General features: G+C 60.8%; 14 protein-coding genes and 1 pseudogene. 6 read left to right on the top strand and 9 right to left on the bottom strand.

The window, feature by feature from the left end:
* Positions 1 to 9 precede the first annotated feature (9 nt).
* From ACOOE2_RS15305 to ACOOE2_RS15285, 5 genes are all read right to left on the bottom strand, one after another.
* Entirely contained in the window at positions 10 to 1593 is a 1584-nt protein-coding gene (locus ACOOE2_RS15305) for an MFS transporter (protein ID WP_420383851.1), read from the bottom strand.
* On the bottom strand, positions 1590 to 2642 hold the full coding sequence (locus ACOOE2_RS15300) for an amidohydrolase family protein (protein WP_420383850.1): 1053 nt from the start codon (positions 2640 to 2642) through the stop codon (positions 1590 to 1592). Before ACOOE2_RS15300 ends, ACOOE2_RS15305 begins: the two co-directional genes overlap by 4 nt.
* A 6-nt stretch (positions 2643 to 2648) precedes the next feature.
* Positions 2649 to 4076: an NAD-dependent succinate-semialdehyde dehydrogenase gene (locus ACOOE2_RS15295; protein WP_420383849.1), complete on the bottom strand. Its 1428-nt coding sequence runs from the start codon at positions 4074 to 4076 to the stop codon at positions 2649 to 2651.
* Between the two features lie 66 nt (positions 4077 to 4142).
* Positions 4143 to 4901, bottom strand: coding sequence for a nuclear transport factor 2 family protein (locus tag ACOOE2_RS15290; RefSeq protein ID WP_420383848.1), 759 nt, complete (start codon positions 4899 to 4901; stop codon positions 4143 to 4145).
* 67 nt (positions 4902 to 4968) lie between these two features.
* Complete coding sequence (locus ACOOE2_RS15285; protein ID WP_420383847.1) at positions 4969 to 6420, bottom strand: MFS transporter; 1452 nt, start codon at positions 6418 to 6420, stop codon at positions 4969 to 4971.
* Between the two features lie 127 nt (positions 6421 to 6547).
* Between ACOOE2_RS15285 and ACOOE2_RS15280 the strand changes: the two genes are divergently transcribed.
* Positions 6548 to 7450: an SDR family NAD(P)-dependent oxidoreductase gene (locus tag ACOOE2_RS15280; RefSeq protein WP_420383846.1), complete on the top strand. Its 903-nt coding sequence runs from the start codon at positions 6548 to 6550 to the stop codon at positions 7448 to 7450.
* A 215-nt stretch (positions 7451 to 7665) separates the two neighbouring features.
* Here the strand turns inward: ACOOE2_RS15280 and purU are convergent, their stop codons facing one another.
* Both purU and ACOOE2_RS15270 read right to left on the bottom strand, forming a co-directional pair.
* The gene (gene purU, locus ACOOE2_RS15275) at positions 7666 to 8520 is read right to left on the bottom strand and encodes a formyltetrahydrofolate deformylase (RefSeq protein WP_420383845.1); all 855 of its coding nucleotides are present in this window, start codon (positions 8518 to 8520) and stop codon (positions 7666 to 7668) included.
* Between the two features lie 111 nt (positions 8521 to 8631).
* Entirely contained in the window at positions 8632 to 10050 is a 1419-nt protein-coding gene (locus tag ACOOE2_RS15270; RefSeq protein ID WP_420383844.1) for an aldehyde dehydrogenase family protein, read from the bottom strand.
* 138 nt (positions 10051 to 10188) lie between these two features.
* Here ACOOE2_RS15270 and ACOOE2_RS15265 point away from each other — a divergent pair, with 138 nt between their 5' ends.
* Entirely contained in the window at positions 10189 to 10680 is a 492-nt protein-coding gene (locus ACOOE2_RS15265; RefSeq protein ID WP_420383843.1) for a MarR family winged helix-turn-helix transcriptional regulator, read from the top strand.
* Positions 10681 to 10894: 214 nt separating this feature from the next.
* Here the strand turns inward: ACOOE2_RS15265 and ACOOE2_RS15260 are convergent, their stop codons facing one another.
* Together ACOOE2_RS15260 and ACOOE2_RS15255 are read right to left on the bottom strand one after the other, a co-directional pair.
* Positions 10895 to 12124: a cytochrome P450 gene (locus ACOOE2_RS15260; protein ID WP_420383842.1), complete on the bottom strand. Its 1230-nt coding sequence runs from the start codon at positions 12122 to 12124 to the stop codon at positions 10895 to 10897.
* The gene (locus ACOOE2_RS15255) at positions 12121 to 12333 is read right to left on the bottom strand and encodes a ferredoxin (protein ID WP_420383841.1); all 213 of its coding nucleotides are present in this window, start codon (positions 12331 to 12333) and stop codon (positions 12121 to 12123) included. The genes ACOOE2_RS15260 and ACOOE2_RS15255 overlap by 4 nt, the downstream gene beginning before the upstream one ends.
* Positions 12334 to 12745: 412 nt before the next feature.
* Between ACOOE2_RS15255 and ACOOE2_RS15250 the strand changes: the two genes are divergently transcribed.
* From ACOOE2_RS15250 to prsR, 4 genes and pseudogenes are all read left to right on the top strand, one after another.
* Complete coding sequence (locus ACOOE2_RS15250) at positions 12746 to 13708, top strand: GGDEF domain-containing protein (RefSeq protein ID WP_420383840.1); 963 nt, start codon at positions 12746 to 12748, stop codon at positions 13706 to 13708.
* An 820-nt stretch (positions 13709 to 14528) separates the two neighbouring features.
* Positions 14529 to 14639, top strand: a pseudogene (locus ACOOE2_RS15245) (PEPxxWA-CTERM sorting domain-containing protein); the annotation flags it as partial.
* A 342-nt stretch (positions 14640 to 14981) separates the two neighbouring features.
* A complete protein-coding gene (prsK, locus tag ACOOE2_RS15240) occupies positions 14982 to 17042 on the top strand; it encodes an XrtA/PEP-CTERM system histidine kinase PrsK (RefSeq protein ID WP_420383839.1) in 2061 nt (686 codons plus the stop codon).
* A gap of 8 nt (positions 17043 to 17050) precedes the next feature.
* Positions 17051 to 18403, top strand: a complete 1353-nt coding sequence (prsR, locus tag ACOOE2_RS15235) for a PEP-CTERM-box response regulator transcription factor (RefSeq protein ID WP_420383838.1) — start codon at positions 17051 to 17053, stop codon at positions 18401 to 18403.
* Positions 18404 to 18406 lie beyond the last annotated feature (3 nt).

Below are 18406 nucleotides of genomic sequence, written 5' to 3'. Positions count from 1 at the left end.
GGCGGCGAGTCAGATCGCCGCCCGCGCCGGCAGCGCGTTTTCGTCGCGTTGCGAACGCCGCGCGATCAGCAGCATCAGGATCACGATCGGAATGGCAACCGCGTTGATGCCGAGCATCGACCAGCGCAGATTGCCGGTCGCGTCGGACAGTAGCCCCACGACATAAGGCCCCACGCCAAGGCCCAGGATCGTCATGACCAGCAGATAGACGCTGGCGGTCAGGCCGCGCATGCGTGGCAGGACCTGGTCGTAGATGATGGCGTAAAGCGGCGGCATCCAGCCGGTCAGGATCAGGCTGTAGAACACGAACCGCAGGTAGAAATCCCCCGCAGTCGGCGCCAGATAGACCCAGAACGACAACAGCGGCGACAGCCCCATCGCAAACAGCGCGACATAGGCGCGGCCCGCGCCCGGATAGCGTTTCTGCAGCGTATCGGACAGCGGCCCCCATACCAGCGGGCCGACGATCCCGGTCGTGGCCGCCAGCAGGCCGAACTGCCACGCGGTCTGCGCCATCGACTGGTGATAGGTGCGGATGATGAAGCTGGGGTTGAACGCCATCATGCCGTAATTGAGCACCGATTGCAGCGCGCCCACCGTCATCGCCATGATCAGCGTCGGCGAGCGGGATATGACCGCAAAGGCCTGGGGATCGGCGATGCGCATCGACTGCAGCAGGTTGACGATGACCATCAGCCCGAAACCGATCACCGACCATTGCAGCGCATGCGGATTGATCGCCATGCCCGCCAGCACCAGCGGCGGGCGCGGTGACAGGCCGGTGGCAAAGCGGGTGAGGGCAACCATGGCCACGACGATCAACGCCATCGCGCCCAGATTGAACAGCCAGGTCGCCCGCGTGGCCCGGCGCCGCGCAAAGACGATCCAGTGCAGCCCGGGCAGTACCGCGATCAGCACCGCACCACTGGCCGCAAACGGATGCGGATCGGGCGCGGTGGCAAATCCGTCCATGCTGCCGCGCACCGGTTCGCGCAGCCGCCAGATCAACGCCGCCAGCGCGAAGCCGGGCAGCGCGGCGACAATCAGCGCGAATTGCCAGCCGTGCAACACGGTATGGGTTCCGCTATCCCACCACTGCGCGGCGATCCCGCCCAGCGCCAGCGATCCGCCGATGCCCACCGCGATCGCCGAGGCGATCACCGCCATCACGAACCCGCGCCGCTGGCGCGGCCAGTAATCATAGATCAGGCTGGTCCCGGCCGGCTGGCTGGCGGCTTCGCCGATGCCCACGCCCAGCCTTGACGCCGCCAGCACGCCAAAGCTGCTGGCAAAGCCGCCCAGCGCGGTCGCCGCCGACCACACGACCAGCGAAATCGCCAGCAGCCGCGTGCGCGTCCAGCCATCCGCCAGCCGCCCCAGCGGCAGCGAAAACAGCGCATAGAACAAGGCGAATACCGTGCCGAACAGCAACCCCATTTCGGCGTCGCCGACATTCAGGTCATGCTTGATCGCCGGCGCCAGGATCGCCAGGATCTGCCGGTCGAGCAGGCTGACCGCATTGGTCAGCGCGACCAGCACCAGCGCATAGCGCGCGCCTTTGGGGATTGCGGTCGGCAGCGGGCGGCTGCTCACAGCTTGAACACGCGCTCGGCGTTGGTCTGCATCAGCTTTTTCTTGGTCGTGTCGGGTATGTCGAGCAGGTCATGCGCGCGGACTTCGTCGGCGACATATTCGTACGGATAATCCATTGCGTACATCACGCGATCCTCGCCCATCACTTCGATCATCAGCTTGATCGCCGGCGGAAACGGCAGCCCGCTGGTCGTGGCCAGCACGTTTTCGCGCAGACAGCCGAAGAAGTCCTTTTTCAGCGGCTTGAGCTTGGCATAGCGCCCCGAACGAACGCCGGCCTTGTGCATGTAATCCATGCGGTACAGCCAATAGGGAATGGCTTCCCCGCCATGGCCGACCGCGATCTGCAGATCGGGATAGCGATCGAAAATGCCGGTGGTGATCAGGCGCAGCAGATGCATGCCCGTCTCGACGCCAAACCCGAAGATCGCGCCATCGAGCCCGGCCTCGATCAGGCCGCCGATCATCGCATCGGGCAGAGTCTGGGGGTGGATATACAGCGGCTGACCGGTATCGGCGAGCGCGCGAAAGATCGGATCGAACTGCGGCTCGTCGAGGTAATGGCCCTGCGTATGGCTGTTGACCATGACGCCGCGCAGGCCAAGCGCGGCCCCGCGATGGATTTCCGCCACAGACCACGCCGGATCCTGCGGCGCGATCGAGGTCATGCCGACAAACCGCGTCGGGTGTGCTGCGCAGCGTTCGGCAAGATAGGTGTTGGCGCGCGCGACCATCGCGGTTGCCTCTGCCACATCGGTCAGTGGCTGCACCCCGGGCGAGGTCAGCGACAGGATCGCCACGTCGATCCCGGTGGCATCCATGTCGGCCAGCCGCCGATCGCCCAGATCGAGCAGGCGCTCGATGATCTCGGTCGCGCGCTCGGATGGCGACTGTGCGTAGAACCCCCATAGCGAGGTCATGCCCTGGTCAGCGCTGCCATCGCGCACCATGCGCAGATAGGCATCGATCTGTTCGCGCGTGGCAAAGGCTTCTTCGGTAGCAATCCGCAAATAGCCGCGGTCGCCGCCGGTGGTGAGTGCATGCGTCATGACTGGTTATCCTTCGTGCACGGCTTTGGTGACAAGGCAGGCGTCGACGCCCTCGGGTCCGTCTTCGGAGCCGTGACCCGACCATTTGACTCCGCCGAACGGCGAATCCGCGCCGCCGATCATCGTGGTGTTGATGCCGATCATGCCGCTTTCGATTTCGGCCGCGAGCCGCCGCTGGCGCCGCGCATCGTTCGTCCAGGCATAGGCCGCCAGACCATAGGGCAGGCGGTTGGCTTCGGCGATCATCGCCGCTTCGTCCGCAAACGGATTGATCAGCGCGACCGGACCGAACGGTTCCTCGTTCATGATCGCGGCATCGGTCGGCACGTCGGACAGCACGCTGGGCGTATAGAAAAACCCGCGATTGCCGATCCGTTCGCCGCCGGTGTGCAGCGTGGCGCCGCGATCGCGTGCGTCTCCAATCAGGCGCTCGATCGCGTCGGGGCGACGCGGGTTGGCCATCGGCCCCATCCCGGTGCCCGTCGCAAGCCCGTCGCCGACGACGATCGCCCTGGCGCGGCTGGCAAAACCCTCGCGAAAGCGATCGTAGATGCTGTCATGGACGATGAAGCGCGTGGGCGAGACACAGACTTGCCCGGCGTTGCGGTATTTGTGCGCGACCGCGGTATCGAGCACGGCATCGATATCGACATCGCCGAACACCAGCACGGGCCCATGGCCGCCCAATTCCATCGTCGTGCGCTTGCAGTCGTCTGCGGCCAGTTTGGCCAGGTGCTTGCCGACAACGGTCGACCCGGTAAAGCTCAGTTTGCGGATGATCGGCGACCCCAGCAAATGTCGCGACACTTCATCGGGCACGCCGAACACCGCCTGCGCCACCTCGTTGGGCAGCCCCGCATCCAGCAGGCATTGCAGCACGCCCAGCGCCGACGCCGGGGTTTCCTCCGCCGCTTTCAGGATGACCGAGCAGCCCGCTGCAATCGGCGCGCCCAGCTTGCGCCCGGGATTGCCGAGCGGAAAATTCCACGGCGCAAACGCGGCGACCGGGCCGACCGGTTCCTTGGTGACGGTCGATCGTTGGCCAGCGGGGCGGACCAGCACGCGGCCATACAGCCGGAACACTTCGCCCGCGTAGAAATTGAACAGGCCGACGTTCATCAGCACTTCGATGCGTGCTTCGGCAATCGGTTTGCCCTGTTCCAGCGTGGCAACGCGCGCCAGGTCCTCCTGCCGCTCCAGCATCAGCCGCGCCGCGCCCTGCAGCACCGCAGCGCGCTGGTGCGGTGTCGATACGCGCCAGATACGGAAACCGCGTTGCGCAACCTCCAGCGCACGATCGAGATCGGCCGCATCGGCCAGCGGCAATTCAGCCAGCGTTTCACCGGTGGCAGGGTTGCGCACGCTATGCGTGCGCCGCCCGCCGCCGGCGACCCGTTCGCCATCGATGATCATGCTCAGGGCAGGGTATGTCATGCTGGATCGCCTGTTGGGCGCGGCCCCGGCGAAAGCCGCAGCTTTCGCCGGGGTGCGAAGCTATGTTCAGGCGTCGGCTTTGGCGGCTTTCGCCGCGTTCTCGCGATCGAGGTCGCCCTGCCAGCGCTCGGCCACGATTTCCTTGCCGGTCACCGGGTGCTTCATGTGGAACGGCATGACCTTGTGCGTGGGCCACAGCCAGTGACCTTCGATCAATTCATCCGGGCCGGTGGGGTCCTGGGGATACGTCACTTTGGGAAAGGGCACATATTCCGGCTTGGTATTCATCCACCCGCTGTCGAAATCGGCATGCCACACCGGCATGTAGTTCAGCACCTTGATCCGCCAGACGCCTTCGATCTTCTGATAGGTGTTTTCGTAAATGCCGCCTTCCCACCACTGGCGCGGGCCGAGTGCGGGGTTTGCCGGATCGGTATAATCCTTGTGACGGCCCGCCTGCATCATCGATCGGGCGCGGGCATAAGCGAACTCGCCGCCGGGATCGATGTCGACGATGTCCTGGATCTGCGGATGATCGAGCAGAAAGCCGTCGATCGGTCCGTTGGTGCCATGGGTAAAGCGTTTCTGGAAGCGTTCGACATACAGCCGGCGTGCGCCTTCCTTGCCGCGCCAGATGCCGCCGAAAAAGCGCACTTCGCCGTCATCGGCAAACAGGTCGACCGTCTCGTTGTAGAGGCATTTGTCGATCAGATAACCATACAGATACTGCAGCTTGCGCACATCGAGCTCATCCTCGCGCTGTTGCAGGCGGCGGGCCAGGGATTCGACGGATTTTTCAAGCGCAGCAATGCGATCATCAGCCATGTCAGTCTCCTCGATCTTGTGTTTTATTGTATGTCTAACGTACAGTTATGGCGAACATCATCCCGGGTCAATGGCCTAGCGCGTCCAATCGCAGGACCTCTTCGCGATAGGGGCGGATCGCGCGGATCATGCACACGCAGGCCAGCGGCAACACCATTACCGCCGTCAGCGTCAGCGATTTCCACAATTGCGCATCCACGCGGACCACGTAGTTCTGCACCAGGCCGATCACGAAGCTGCCCATCGCGCCGAAAAACGTGAACATGAACAGGTAGATTGCGGTGACCTGCCCGCGCATCGCATTGGGCGTAACCCGCTGGATCGCGGCATTCTGCGGCACCGCGCCGGCAATGCCGAACATCGCCCCGACACTCATCGTCAGCAGCGCCAGATAGCCGTTGGGCATCATCGGCCCGGCAATCGAGCATACCGTGACCAGGGGAAAAAAGATGGCGACCGCGCGCACGTTGGCGTCCTTGTGCCGTTTGGCCAGCCATTCGACAAACGTGCTGCCCAGCAGCAGCCCGAGCAGCGAGGCGACCAGGATCATCACCCCCATCACGGCGCCGATCTGCGCCTCGCCCCAGCCATACGTGCGGATCATGAACGGCACGCGCCAGAACGCGAGCCCGAACGTTTCGACCGCGCTCAACGCCAGCCCGGCAAACAACGGATAATAGACTTTGCCGTTGGCATGAATGGCGCGCGCGGCATCGAGCCCGGTCAGCGTGAGAAAGCTGCGAAAGAGCGAGGCACCACGTGGCGGCTCAACCGCGCCGGGTGGCGATGCCAGCCGCGCCGGCTCGCTGATGGTGAGGAACAGCACTGCGACGATCAACCCCGGTATCGCCAGCCAGATCATGATCCACTGCCAGCCCAGAATATGCAGCGGCCCAAATGTCGTCGTGCCCCAATGTCCGGTTATTTCGATCAGGAAACCGCCGATCATGGCGCCCAAAGTCGTTCCGCCGATAAACCCGAATTGCAGCAAGGCAAACGCACGCGGGATCATGCGCGGGGGAAAGGCATCGGCCAGCAACGAATACGACGAAGGTGCGTGGGCCGATCCGCCCGCCGCCAGAAAGACGCGCGACAACACGAATTGGGTGAAATTCTGCGCGATGCCACCCGCCGCCGTAATCACGCTGACCACGGCAACGCCGCCCAGCAGCACATATTTGCGCGGATAGATATCGGCCATGCGCGCCAGCGGAATGCCGACGAACAGATAACAGATGATGCTGGCCGGCCCGGCGAGAAACCCCAATTGCGCATCGGTCAGGCCAAAACTTGCCTTTATGCGCTGCGCCAGCATGCCGAACATCACCTGGTCGAAAAATGTCAGGAAAGTCGCCAGGATAATGACGGTCAGCGCCCAGTAGGCTGCGCCCGTCGAGGGCCAGATCCGGGCCGATTGCTGCACTCCGGCAGGCGCACCCGTGCCGGGTGCGACCAACACCTCTTCCGCAAGGCTTTCGGCAAATATCTCCGGGGCAGCGGCAACGGGACCGATCGCCATTGGTCATCCTTTCCAAGCGCGCTTTGCTTCGGCAATGCGTCATTTATCGCTGGTAATTTGTATGCTTTGAATACAAATATGCAAACAAATTCGGGCGCACGCCCGATGAAAACGGGAGAGCATGGCGATGAAGGATTTTGCAGGCCGGGTGGCCTTCGTGACGGGCGGCGCCAACGGCATCGGGCTGGGCCTGGCGCGCGCCTTGCTGGCGCAAGGGTGCAAGGTGGCGATCGCCGATATCCGCGAAGATTCGCTGGCGGCTGCGCTCAAGACGCTCGACAACCAGGACGTGATCGGGGTGAAGCTCGATGTTGCATCACGCGCGGATTATGCTGCAGTGGCCGATGACGTCGAACGCCGGCTCGGCCCGGTCAGCCTGCTGTTCAACAACGCGGGGATAAACCTGTTTCAGACCATCGACGATTCGTCGTTCGACGACTGGGACTGGGTCATGGGCGTGAACCTGCACGGCGTCATCAACGGCGTTATGACATTCGTCCCGCGGATGAAAGCGCGCGGCTCCGGCGGCCATGTCGTCAATACTGCCTCGATGGCGAGCATCCTGTGCGGCCCGGCCCCCGGCATCTACAACACCACCAAATTTGCCGTGCGCGGCATGAGCGAATCGCTGCGCTACAGCCTTGCTGCCCACGATATCGGGGTTTCGGTGCTCTGCCCCGGCCTGGTGAAAAGCCATATCTTTGCCAGCGACGAAGTGCGGCCGGACACGCTGAAGGCGGGCGCCAAGCCGGTCAATACCGCGATGGTGGAACGCCTTGAAAAACTGCACGAATTCGGCATGGAACCCGACACGATCGCAGAGCGCGTGCTCGACGCAATCCGCGCAAACCGGTTCTACATCTTTTCGCACCCCGAATTTCGCGATGAAGTCGCCACGGTGTTCGAAGAGATCGTTGGCGAATTTCGCGATTATCCCAAGGACAGCGGCTATGACGAACGCGTCGCGTTCGAACAGGGGCGGCGCGAAAGTTACAAAGCGGCGCGGGCTGCGGCGCGCGGGGACGGCTGAAGTGGGCCTACGGCGGCCAACAGCCGGGGGCCCATAGGCGCTACCATAACAATACCGTCGCCCCGGGCTTGACCCGGGGTCCCGCTTCTTCGGCGCGGAAACGCCCGAATTTGAAGGTACCGCGAAAGAAAAGCGGGATCCCGGGTCAAGCCCGGGAAGACGAGAAAATGCAAAGTTATCGCCTATCGGCAATAGGCCTTGGCCGCCGAAGGCCCTCAGCGAAACACCACCGTACGCGATCCATTGAGCAGTACGCGATCCTGCAAATGATACGTCACGGCCTGGGCCAGCACGCGCCGTTCGATATCGCGGCCCTTGCGCACCAGGTCTTCGGGCGTGTCGGCGTGGGTCATGAATTCGGCGTCCTGCGCGATGATCGGCCCTTCATCGAGGTCTGCGGTGACGTAATGCGCGGTTGCGCCGATCATCTTGACCCCGCGCTCGTGCGCCTGGTGATAGGGCTTGGCGCCTTTGAATCCGGGCAGGAAACTGTGGTGAATGTTGATGCAGCGCCCCGACAGGAACCGCGCAAGGTCGTCCGACAGGATCTGCATGTAACGTGCGAGCACGATCAGGTCGGCCCTGCTGTCGTTGACGATCTGCTTGATCTGCGCCTCTTGCGTGGACTTGGTGTCTTTGGTCACGGGCAGGTAATGGAACGGGATGTCGCCGATCATCGTGACATTGAGCGTGCTTTGCGGATGGTTCGAGATGATCCCGACGACATCCATGTCGAGTTCGCCGATGCGATAACGGTACAGCAGGTCGCCCAGGCAATGATCGAATTTCGACACCATCAGCAGCACGCGCTGGCGATCGCCGGCAGCGCGCAGCGACCATTGCGCGCCGATCTCATCGGCGACCGGGCCAAAGGCGGTACGCAAGCCATCGGCGCGGCCGGCTTGCGCGACTTCGAACACGACACGCATGAAGAAGCGGCCGGTCAGGCGATCATCGAATTGCTGCGCCTCGATGATGTTGCCGCCTTCACCGGCCAGAAATCCGGAAACCTTGACGACGAGCCCGGGGCGATCGTCGCACGACAGGCGGAGGGTAAGCGTCTCGGTCATGCTGGAGAATTGTCCTTGTGTGCGGCGCAGGGACCCTGCGGCGCAAGCGCCGTGATGGCCGTGTGATGCGCGGGAACAAGGGGGCGGCGCGTGCCGCCCCCCGATCAGGGATCAGGCGTCGGCGAGTTCGATCGCGTTGACGATATGCGCCTGGGTGTATTCATGCAGGCCCGAAATACCGAGCTCGCCGCCCAGGCCCGATTGCTTGGCGCCGCGGAACGGGATGTTCGCGTCGATGGCCAGATACTGGTTCACCCAGACGGTGCCGGTATCGATCTGCATCGCCACGGCGGTGGCGCGGGCCAGGTCCTTGCCCCACACGGTTCCGCCCAGGCCCATTTCGCTGTCGTTGGCGCGGGCGATCACGTCATCGATATCGGAGTATTTCAGCACGGGCAGGACCGGGCCGAACTGTTCCTCGCGCACCAGCGGGGCATCATCGTCGAGATCGCGCACGATCGTGGGCGCAATGAAAAACCCGGGGCGATCGATCGGTTCGCCGCCGGCGATCACGGTGCCGCGCGTGCGCGCATCGTCGAGCAGCGCGGTGACCTTGTCGAATTGCATCTTGTTCTGGACAGGGCCAACGGTCGTACCCTGCTTCGATCCGTCGTCGACTATGGCGGCCTGGGCCAGCTTGGCGATTTCGGTGCAGAATTCCTCGTACATCGTCTCGTGGACATAGGCGCGCTTGGTCGCGACGCAGATCTGCCCGGCATTGGCCATCGCGCTGCCATAGACTTTTTGCGCGGCAAATTTCGCATCGACATCGTCGAGCACGATCGCGGCATCGTTGCCGCCCAGTTCGAGAGTGACGCGTTTGACCCCGGCGGCCGCGGCGGCCATGACTTTCTTGCCGGTCGCGGTCGATCCGGTGAACGCCACTTTGGCGACATCCTTGTGACCGGTCAGCAGATGGCCCAGATCGTTCTGGTCACACACGACATTGACAACGCCCGCAGGCACGACTTCGGCGCAGATTTCGCCGAGCAACAGTGTCGTCAGCGGCGTGGTAGGCGCGGGTTTGATCACCATCGTGTTGCCGGTGACGAGGGCCGGGCCCATCTTGTTCATCACCAGGATGATCGGAAAATTCCACGGCGTGATCGCAGCCACCACGCCGAGCGGCGTGCGATGTTCGATCACGGTGTTGCCGCCTTCGGAGCGCAGCGTCGTGGGCTCCAGCCGCATCGCCGCAAATGCGCGCAGGGTAAACACGCTGCCCATCACTTCATACATCGCCTGGTCGAGCGGCTTGCCCTGTTCGCTGGTCAGCAGGCTGGCGAATTCGGCGGCGCGCGCCTCCAGCTTGTCGGCCAGCGCATCGACCATGCCAGCGCGCTCCTCGATCGGCCGCGCGGCCCAGGCCGGAAAGGCGTGCTTTGCCGCAGCGACAGCCCGGTCGATCAGCGCGGCGTCCGCCTTGGGACACTGCGCAAACGAGGCGGCGGTGGCGGGATTGACGACATCGAACGTGCTGGCACCCTCGACCAGGTCGCCATCGATCAGCATGCGGAATTGATGATCCATTATCGCTCTCCGTGCGCGCGCGGCCTTGTCGCGCTGTTTGTTCCTGCAATACGTTGCTATGGTATTCGGCAGCCGGCCTGCATTTTACACCATATGTTCGCCTAGCATACAATTTGTCAAAGGGTGCAGCAACAGTTTATGAAGCAGGATGGTGATCTTGAAACAATCCTTGGATACCAGTTGCAGCGCGCCCGCATGGTCATGTCGGACGATGCGCGCCGCTTGCTCGAACCTTATGGATTGACCCCGGCCAAACTGACTGCGCTGCTGCTGATCCGAGCCAATCCCGGTTGCGACCAGTCCGCGCTCGGCCGCGCGCTGAGCATCAACCGCTCGAGCGTCATGAAACTGGTCAACCTGTTGACGGCGCAGGGCGATGTCGAGCGGCGCGCCGGGCGCAATCTGCGCACGAACGCGGTGCACCTGCTGCCATCCGGACAGGAGCGACTTGCCACCGTACTAGGCCTTCTGCGCGAATCGGAAGCGCGTCTGACAGAGCGCCTGAGCCCAGCGGAACACAAGACGCTGTTTGCGCTGTTGCGCAAACTGTCCGCGCCAAAGTCCCGCACGGCGGGGGCATCGGCGGGGCATGCCGTGCGCAAGAGCAAGGCGATCAAGACCGCTGTCTGATCTTGCACTCCGGATCGCCAGGCCTGCCCAGGACAAGGGTAGCAAGACGGAAGCGGAGGGACCCTCATTGGGAGCCATAAAATATTGATACAACACGCAAAAAGAGCGTAGGGTGCACGCTGATCGGTCCGCACCGATCAGCGTGCTGGCATTCTCGTGGACTAAGACTGCCGTGGAACTGTGCGGTGGACCACCATCGTATTTCGCCCGTTGGTTATGATTGGACATTCCAGCGTAGTTTCAGGCCCGTAAAACCCATGACCGAGCCGCCGAAGACCGATCGTGCGGGCTGTTCTGGCGCCAGTTCGAACACCGGTATGCGACGCAGCCATTCCTGAAGCGAAATCGTGATTTCGCGCTTGGCCAGCAGCGAGCCGATGCAGCGATGAGGGCCGACGCCAAACGTGACATGGACATTGACTTCACGGTCGAGGTCGATTGTGTCGGGATCCTTGAACACGCGTGGATCTCGGTTCGCTACGGTGTTGGGCAGCACCACCCGGTCGTTTCTTCGCAATGCGACCCCGCGAAATTCGCAGTCGTGCGTCACCCGGCGATAGAGGTTGGACACCGCGTTGATCCGTATCAGCTCCTCGATCGCACGTCCAAACGCGTCGGCATCGTCCAGCCTGTCGCGAAACTGGGCCTGCGCCTGCGGAGATGTCGCCAGATAGCGCCAGACATAAGCCATCGTGTTGGTCACCGTGTCGAGCCCGGCGACAAACAGCAGAAACCCGCAATTGAGAATGTCCTCCCAGGCGTGCTGCTCGCCCGCCTCGTCGCGCGCGGTGACAATCGCGCTGGCGATGTCGTTGCCTGGGTCGCTTTGCTTGGCGCGGAACAGCGTGTCGAGTTCGCCGTAGATTTCCACAATGTTGCGCGCGCGCGCATCGGGATCGGTACTGCGAAAGAATGTGTTGGCCAGGCCGAGAAACGCGTCAAGCCGGTCCTCTGGCATACCGAACAGGTGGAGGAACATTGCGGTGGGATAGCGTTCGGCAAATTCGGTGATGAAGTCACATTCGCCGTGGCTCGCAAACCCGTCGATCAGCACGGCGGCGCGGCGGCGCAAGTCGTCGGTCATGGCGCGGACCGCGATCGGTGTGAACAGGGGCGCCAGCAACCGGCGGAAGACGTTGTGCGCGGGCGGATCGACGCCTTGCGGCTGGACCACGGGGAACGGCTCGATCGGCGGTATCGGCGTCTGGAAAGTCGAAAACACACCGTGATCGCGATAGGCCGCGACAATATCGGCATAGTCGAGAAACACCCAGTGCCCGCCATTTCGCGGGGTGTAGAAAATGGAGGGAACCCCGCGCCGAACCAGATCATGCCAGATTTCCGCCGGATCCTCGACACTTGCGGGAATGTGGAAAAAATCGAAATCGATCATGCGATCGGCGGGCACATGGTCCGGCGCCGGCGGTTGGAATTGCAGTGTCATGAGCGGTCCGCCTGCGCGTGGACCAGTCGCAGCGCGCCTTCCGGACAATTGCGCACGGCGAGCCGCACGCGGGCCTCTAGCGCTTCGGGAACGTCGGGCGCGGCGATTACCACTTTGCCCTCGACGGCATCGGTTGCAAACACTTCGGGGCACAAGTCCTCGCAACGGGCATGGCCCTGGCACAGCGCGGGGTTGGCGATCACATACATCGACGTTCTCCTGTCATGCACAGCCAAGCACGCGATCGTAAATTGCCCAAGCGGGGCGAATGAGCCGGAACCGCCACAACACGCCCGAACCGCCATCAATACGATCGCACGCCTCATCATAGGCGCGCAGGTCAGCCGGCCGTCTGCCCTCCGTCGATTGAGAGCATCGTGCCCGCCACGTTGCACGCTTCGTCGCAGGCAACGTAGGCGACTGCCGCCGGAATCACTGCGGGTGCCGACGGCTTGCCGGGGCACTGGCGAGCTTTGGCATGCGAAGGCCCGGAAGCCGCGCTGATCGTGCGTCGTCAACGTGATTTTGTCTGTGCTGTTAACCTTGCATATACCAAAATCGTGCCATCATTTCCTCATGATACTTAAAAATTCAGATTCGGCTCTTTGGGTTGGCGGGGGCATGGTGGCGCTTGCATCGGGTATCGGTGCGGGCATTGTTCATTTTTTCGGACCGCTTGTTGGGTTTGCGTTGGCATGGACGGCAGTACTTGCGCTACCCGCGGCCGTTGCGTTCGGGCTGATGCGCCGCATGCAGCGCAGGATTGGGCGGTTGAATGCCATAGTGGCGGAGGCTCAGAGCCTGTTCGCGGGCGTTCATGGTCCTGGCGGGGATCATATACTGCGAATAGACGATAATGGCCTGGTTTCTGCTGATTTGAGCGCCAGCTTTGGCAACCCGCTTCGAATCAAGCGGCCGTTGGTCGGTCTACCGTTTGCCGCATTGTGCAATAGTGACGGCTATCTGGTTGAGCCCGCAACCGATTGTGAAGATGCCCAGACTTTTGCAGTACGTATGTCCCCGCAAAAACGCGGCAATCTCGCGATTCTGCGGGATGTGACATCCCAGCAAAAAATGGTTCAACGGTTAGGGCATGCTGCGACGCTCGATGCATTGACCGGGCTGCCCAATCGCCAGTCATTTCTGCACGCGCTGGAAACCGTCTGCACCAGCGGTCAGGGCGGTTTTGTGGTGTTGTTCGATATTGATAAATTGAAAGCAATAAACGAGCGCCACGGTGAAGCCGTCGGTGATGCCGTGCTGCGCGCTTTCGTGTCGGACGCTACCGAGCTTGTGCGGGGCGGAGATAACCTGTCACGAATTGGCGACGGCTCATTTGCGGCGATTCTGTCAACTGCGGACTGTCTGGCCGCCGAAATGATCGCATCGCGCCTGATCTCGCGGTTTAGCGGAACAACGCGCACATTCGAAAATGCGATCGTCCGGGCGAGTGCATCCGCGGGGATCGCACCTGTGAGCGAACTGGTAACAGACACGATCCGGGACGCCGAGCACGCCTTGATCGCTGCCAAGGCGCGTGAGAACGACCGGTTCGAAATGGCGGCAGGACGGCTGAGAGCCTGATGTTTGTCGCCGGATGATGCCGATCAGGACGGATAACCGCTTGGTGATCCGGTTGCGTGGTTTCCGAAAACCGCCAACTTCAGATTGAAGTGTTGGCTGGTACTGCGCCTGCGAAATCTCGCCGTGTCCCGGCTTGAACTGCCCTGTCGCCAACGCTTACAGTCGCGGTTTTTTCAATAAAAATATGCTTTTATATCAGTTGAATAGATGATTGGCCCGATGTTTGCAGCGCTTGGCTTTGTGGATAAATTTGGTCTTTTTGATCGCACATAAAATGAGTGTGGTCAGGGGTGAGCCAAGTGCAAGGGCGAGTTTGAAAATGAAAAAGATCACAATTGCGGCCATGATCGCTGGCTTGGCGCTGGTTGCCAGCCCTGCTTCTGCAACTGCCATTTTGGGCGTAAAGACGATTGTCGTTACAAACGCGCAAAATACCTGGCTGCAGGTCGCAGAGGTCGACGCCTTTAACGGTTCATATGTGAATGTGTCCAAAACGGCTTATGCGACTGCCTCGGCTTCAGATTCGGGCGGTTATGAATTGGGACATGGGCCGGAATATGCAATTGATGGAAACTATAACCCTGATTACTATGCGGCAGCCTCTCTGTTTCATTCGGCGACTGATGCGGCGGGAACCTCGCTTACCATTACGCTCGACAATGTGCAGGATTTGACATCGTTTGGCATTACAGGCCGCTCTGATGGCGGATATAACTATCGCGACCTTTACAATGTTTCGCTGCTAGGCAGCACCGGAACAATCTTGGATACGTTCCAGATTAACGCAACCGGCACGAACAACTTTGGGTCGATCACGTTTGGTGCTGTGCCTGAACCCGCGACATGGGCAATGATGTTGCTGGGTTTCGGCATGATCGGTGTTGCGGCACGGTCGCGTCGGCGGCAGAAAGTGCAGGTTACTTACGCCTGACCCTTATAGTTATGGTTTTTGAGAGGCCGCCAGATGAACCTGGCGGCCTTTTTCGTTCACCGACACATTTTTCCTCTTCGGATCGGGTGCTGACGCGCCAGTTTTCGCCTCCGATCAGGCTTGCCCTTTTGAAAGGCACTTTCCCTCGGCCCAGCTTTGCAGGGCCGTTCAAAAACGATTTTTCAAAGCCGTGACAGTTCAGATCGTCGCGTGATAGGACATCATGAGCCGATTGCCTGCTTATACCTTGCTACCATCGGGTTGTGTATGATGCGCTGGTGTGATGTGCTGCACGAGGTCGATTTTAGATTGACGTGCCTCTGAGCGAGTTGACCGGCGATTATGGTAGTGTTCTGGTGCCTCCTTATTGCGATGGGTTGCTACGCGGGTCTCGCCATATGGCGATTTGCGATCGCCAGAACACATCCGGGCGCACAATATCTCGCGATCCCATTTGTGGGCATGGCGATCTGGCTGGCCGCGTCGTTGTTCGCATCGCCTGCGGTGATCGCCGTCAGTGAGCTCTTGCGAGATGCCGGTTGGCTGATCTATTTTCAGGCCACCATTCGATCAAATAGCAAAGACCATGATTTCAGACGGTCTATTGCGGTGCTTTGTACCGCGTTGGCGGTGCTCGTGCTTATGCGGGCAGGCGCCTCGTTAACGCTACAATCTGGCAATCTCGCCCCAGCGATGCAACGCGACATTGAGCTGTTTTCGGTTGTTGTTCGATGGATTTTTGCCGCAGCGGGGCTGCTTTCCGTCAACTATCTGTATCGCTCGACAGCCGCTGCCGCAGGGTCAGGCTTTCGCCTTACCATTTTCGCACTTGGCATGATGTGGGCTTATAATCTCAATCTGTTCACAATGGTGATGCTTGGCTATCCGCAAGCGATGATGTTGGCCCAATTGCGCGGCGTAGTTGCATTGATCATGGTGCCGGCGTTCGCGATTGGTGCGCGCCGGAACGAGCAATGGAAGGTGTCTCTGTCGCGTCAGGCTACGACGCAATCGCTCTTGTTCGCCGTCATCGGGCTCTATCTCGTCATCATGTCCAGTGCAACGCGTGCGGCAATTTGGGCAGGCGAGAGCGCCGGCGATACTTTTAAAATACTTCTGGCTGGGGGACTGACAGCTTGCGCCATCTTTCTGGTCCTTATGCCGCGCAAGCGTGCGTACATGAAAACTTTCTTTATCAAACATTTCTTCGCGCATCGATACGACTATCGCAGCGAATGGCTGAGGTTTAGCGCGACCATCGGTGATCGAGGGGCGTCGCTCCAACCGGCAGAAGAGCGGGCGATCAGGTCGCTGGCCGATGTTACGGAATCCAAAGGGGGCGTTCTATTGCTCGCCGAGTCCACGAACAAACTGGTGCTGTCCGGCACCTGGAGACTGCCGGCATCTGGACTGTCAGGGTTGCCGAAGCCCGCAGATCCACAATGGCTGGCCAGTCTGATCGATACGGCACGGATTTTGAATCTCGACAAGATTCGTTTGGCTGGGGTCCCGTCCGGGGCAGATGGAGCCGTTCCCGACTGGCTTATCAATGAACTGGATCTGTGGATTGCAGTGCCTCTGGTCAGGTCGCGACGCCTGGTGGGCCTCATTGCGCTCGGCCATCCGTCGATCTCGCGTGAATTGGACTGGGAGGATTTTGACTTGCTGAAGGTGATCGCTCAGCAAGTGACGGTTCACCTGACCGACGCCGAAAGCCATTCGTTGCTTGAAGAATCGCGACGCTTTGACGAGTTCAATCGGCGATTTGCCTTCATCATTCATGATTTGAAAAACGTTGTCAGCCAGTTGTCACTCGTTTCAACCAACGCCCATGAGCATGCCGCAAATCCGAAATTTCAGGCCTCGATGGTCAAAACCCTTGCAAATGCCACCGACAAAATGACCACATTGCTGTCCCGCCTGTCAGCAGGTCCGACGGCTGGAGAGCCGACATTCAGGTCGGTCAACGCTTCGAATGTCTTGCGCCGGCTGATGGACGAAAGCCGGCAGGAATCGTCGATCTTGATCTCGTCACAGACCGAATGTGCCATTTGGGCAGATGAGGATTGTCTGGTCGAAGCGCTTGGTCACTTGCTTTCCAATGCGATTGAAGCAAGCCCTGCAACTGCGGAAGTTGAGCTGTCAGTCGCAATCGTCGATGGCATGGTTGTTCTGGCAATTGCAGATCATGGTTGCGGAATGTCACCAAATTTTATCCGGTATGAGCTATACAAGCCTTTCGCTTCGACCAAGCCGGCTGGATTTGGTATTGGTGCAGCCCAAGCCCGTGCAATGATAATTGCCATGGGCGGAGAGTTGCAGGTCCAAAGCACGGAGGGGGTGGGCACTCGGTTTTCCGCGATTTTCCCTCTTCATCAGTCGATCGAACCAAATGAGGCCTGATTGAAATCATGCGCGTCGCAAAGCAGAAACTTTTAATCGTCGAGGATGACGAAGGCGTTCAGAGCCAGCTCGAATGGGCATTCGGCATTTACGATGTCGCAGTTGCGTCCGATCGTAAATCTGCGCTCGCTGCTGTTCGCACGCATAAACCAGCCGTGGTAACCCTTGATCTCGGCCTGCCGCCAGATCCCGACGGCGCGACCGAAGGCCTGGCGATTTTGCGCGAAATCATGGCGATCAGCCCCGAGACCAAAGTTATTGTCGCTTCTGGTCACGGCGCGCGCGAAAGCGCCCAGACCGCGATCGCAACCGGCGCATTTGATTTTTATGCCAAGCCCATCATCATCGCCGATCTGCGGCTGATCGTTGCCCGCGCATTTCATATCCATACGCTCGAAGCAGAAAATCTGACAACGCCGCGCGCTGCTGCGGCGGCGGCCGGCATCATCACCGGCTCGGCCGAAATGATGGAGGTCCTCAGAACAATCGACAAAGTGGCCGATGCCGAGGCAACGGTCATGCTGTTGGGGGCGTCTGGGACCGGCAAGGAACTCCTGGCCAAGGCGATCCATACCAAAAGTGCGCGCCGTGATAAAAGCTTTGTCGCGATAAATTGCGCAGCGATCCCGGATACCTTGATCGAGGCGGAGCTATTCGGGCATGAACGGGGCGCTTTTACCGGCGCGATAAAATCCACCGTTGGCAAAATTGAACTGGCCGCGGGCGGAACGCTGTTTCTCGATGAAATCGGGGACGTACCGGCCGCCACCCAGGTGAAGTTGCTGCGGTTTCTGCAAGAGCGCGTCATAGAACGTGTCGGCGGGCGAAAGGTCATCCCGATCGATGCGCGCGTCATCACCGCCACGCACCAGAATCTGCCCAGGATGATGGAAGAGGGCCAGTTTCGAGAGGATCTCTATTTCCGCATCGCCGAAGTTATCATCTCCGTGCCGACCCTGGCCGAGCGCGACGGCGACGCAGTGCTGCTCGCACGCCATTTTTTGCAGCGCTATCGCGATGCCAAGCGCACGAAGGCCAAGGGATTTACGCCCGACGCGTTGGCCGCAATTGCCGCGTGGCCGTGGACCGGAAACGTGCGCGAACTGGAAAACCGGGTAAAGCGCGCCACAATCATGGCCGACGATTTCATGATCACGGCGAAGGACCTGGACCTGGATGATGCAGCTTTGCCTGTCGCGCGCGCGCAATTGCGCGTGGCACGCGAACAGGCGGATCGTGCGGCGATTACCGGTGCATTGGCGGCGAATAACGGCAACATGTCGGCGACTGCGCGCGATCTCGATATCTCGCGACCGATGCTGTATGATTTGATGAACGCTTACGGAATACCGAAGGGGTGAAGT

The sequence above is a fragment of the Novosphingobium sp. genome (genome assembly GCF_965214355.1).
GTDB lineage: Bacteria > Pseudomonadota > Alphaproteobacteria > Sphingomonadales > Sphingomonadaceae > Novosphingobium.
Note: the sequence above shows the minus strand (reverse complement) of the source record. Positions and strands in the feature narration are given on the sequence as shown.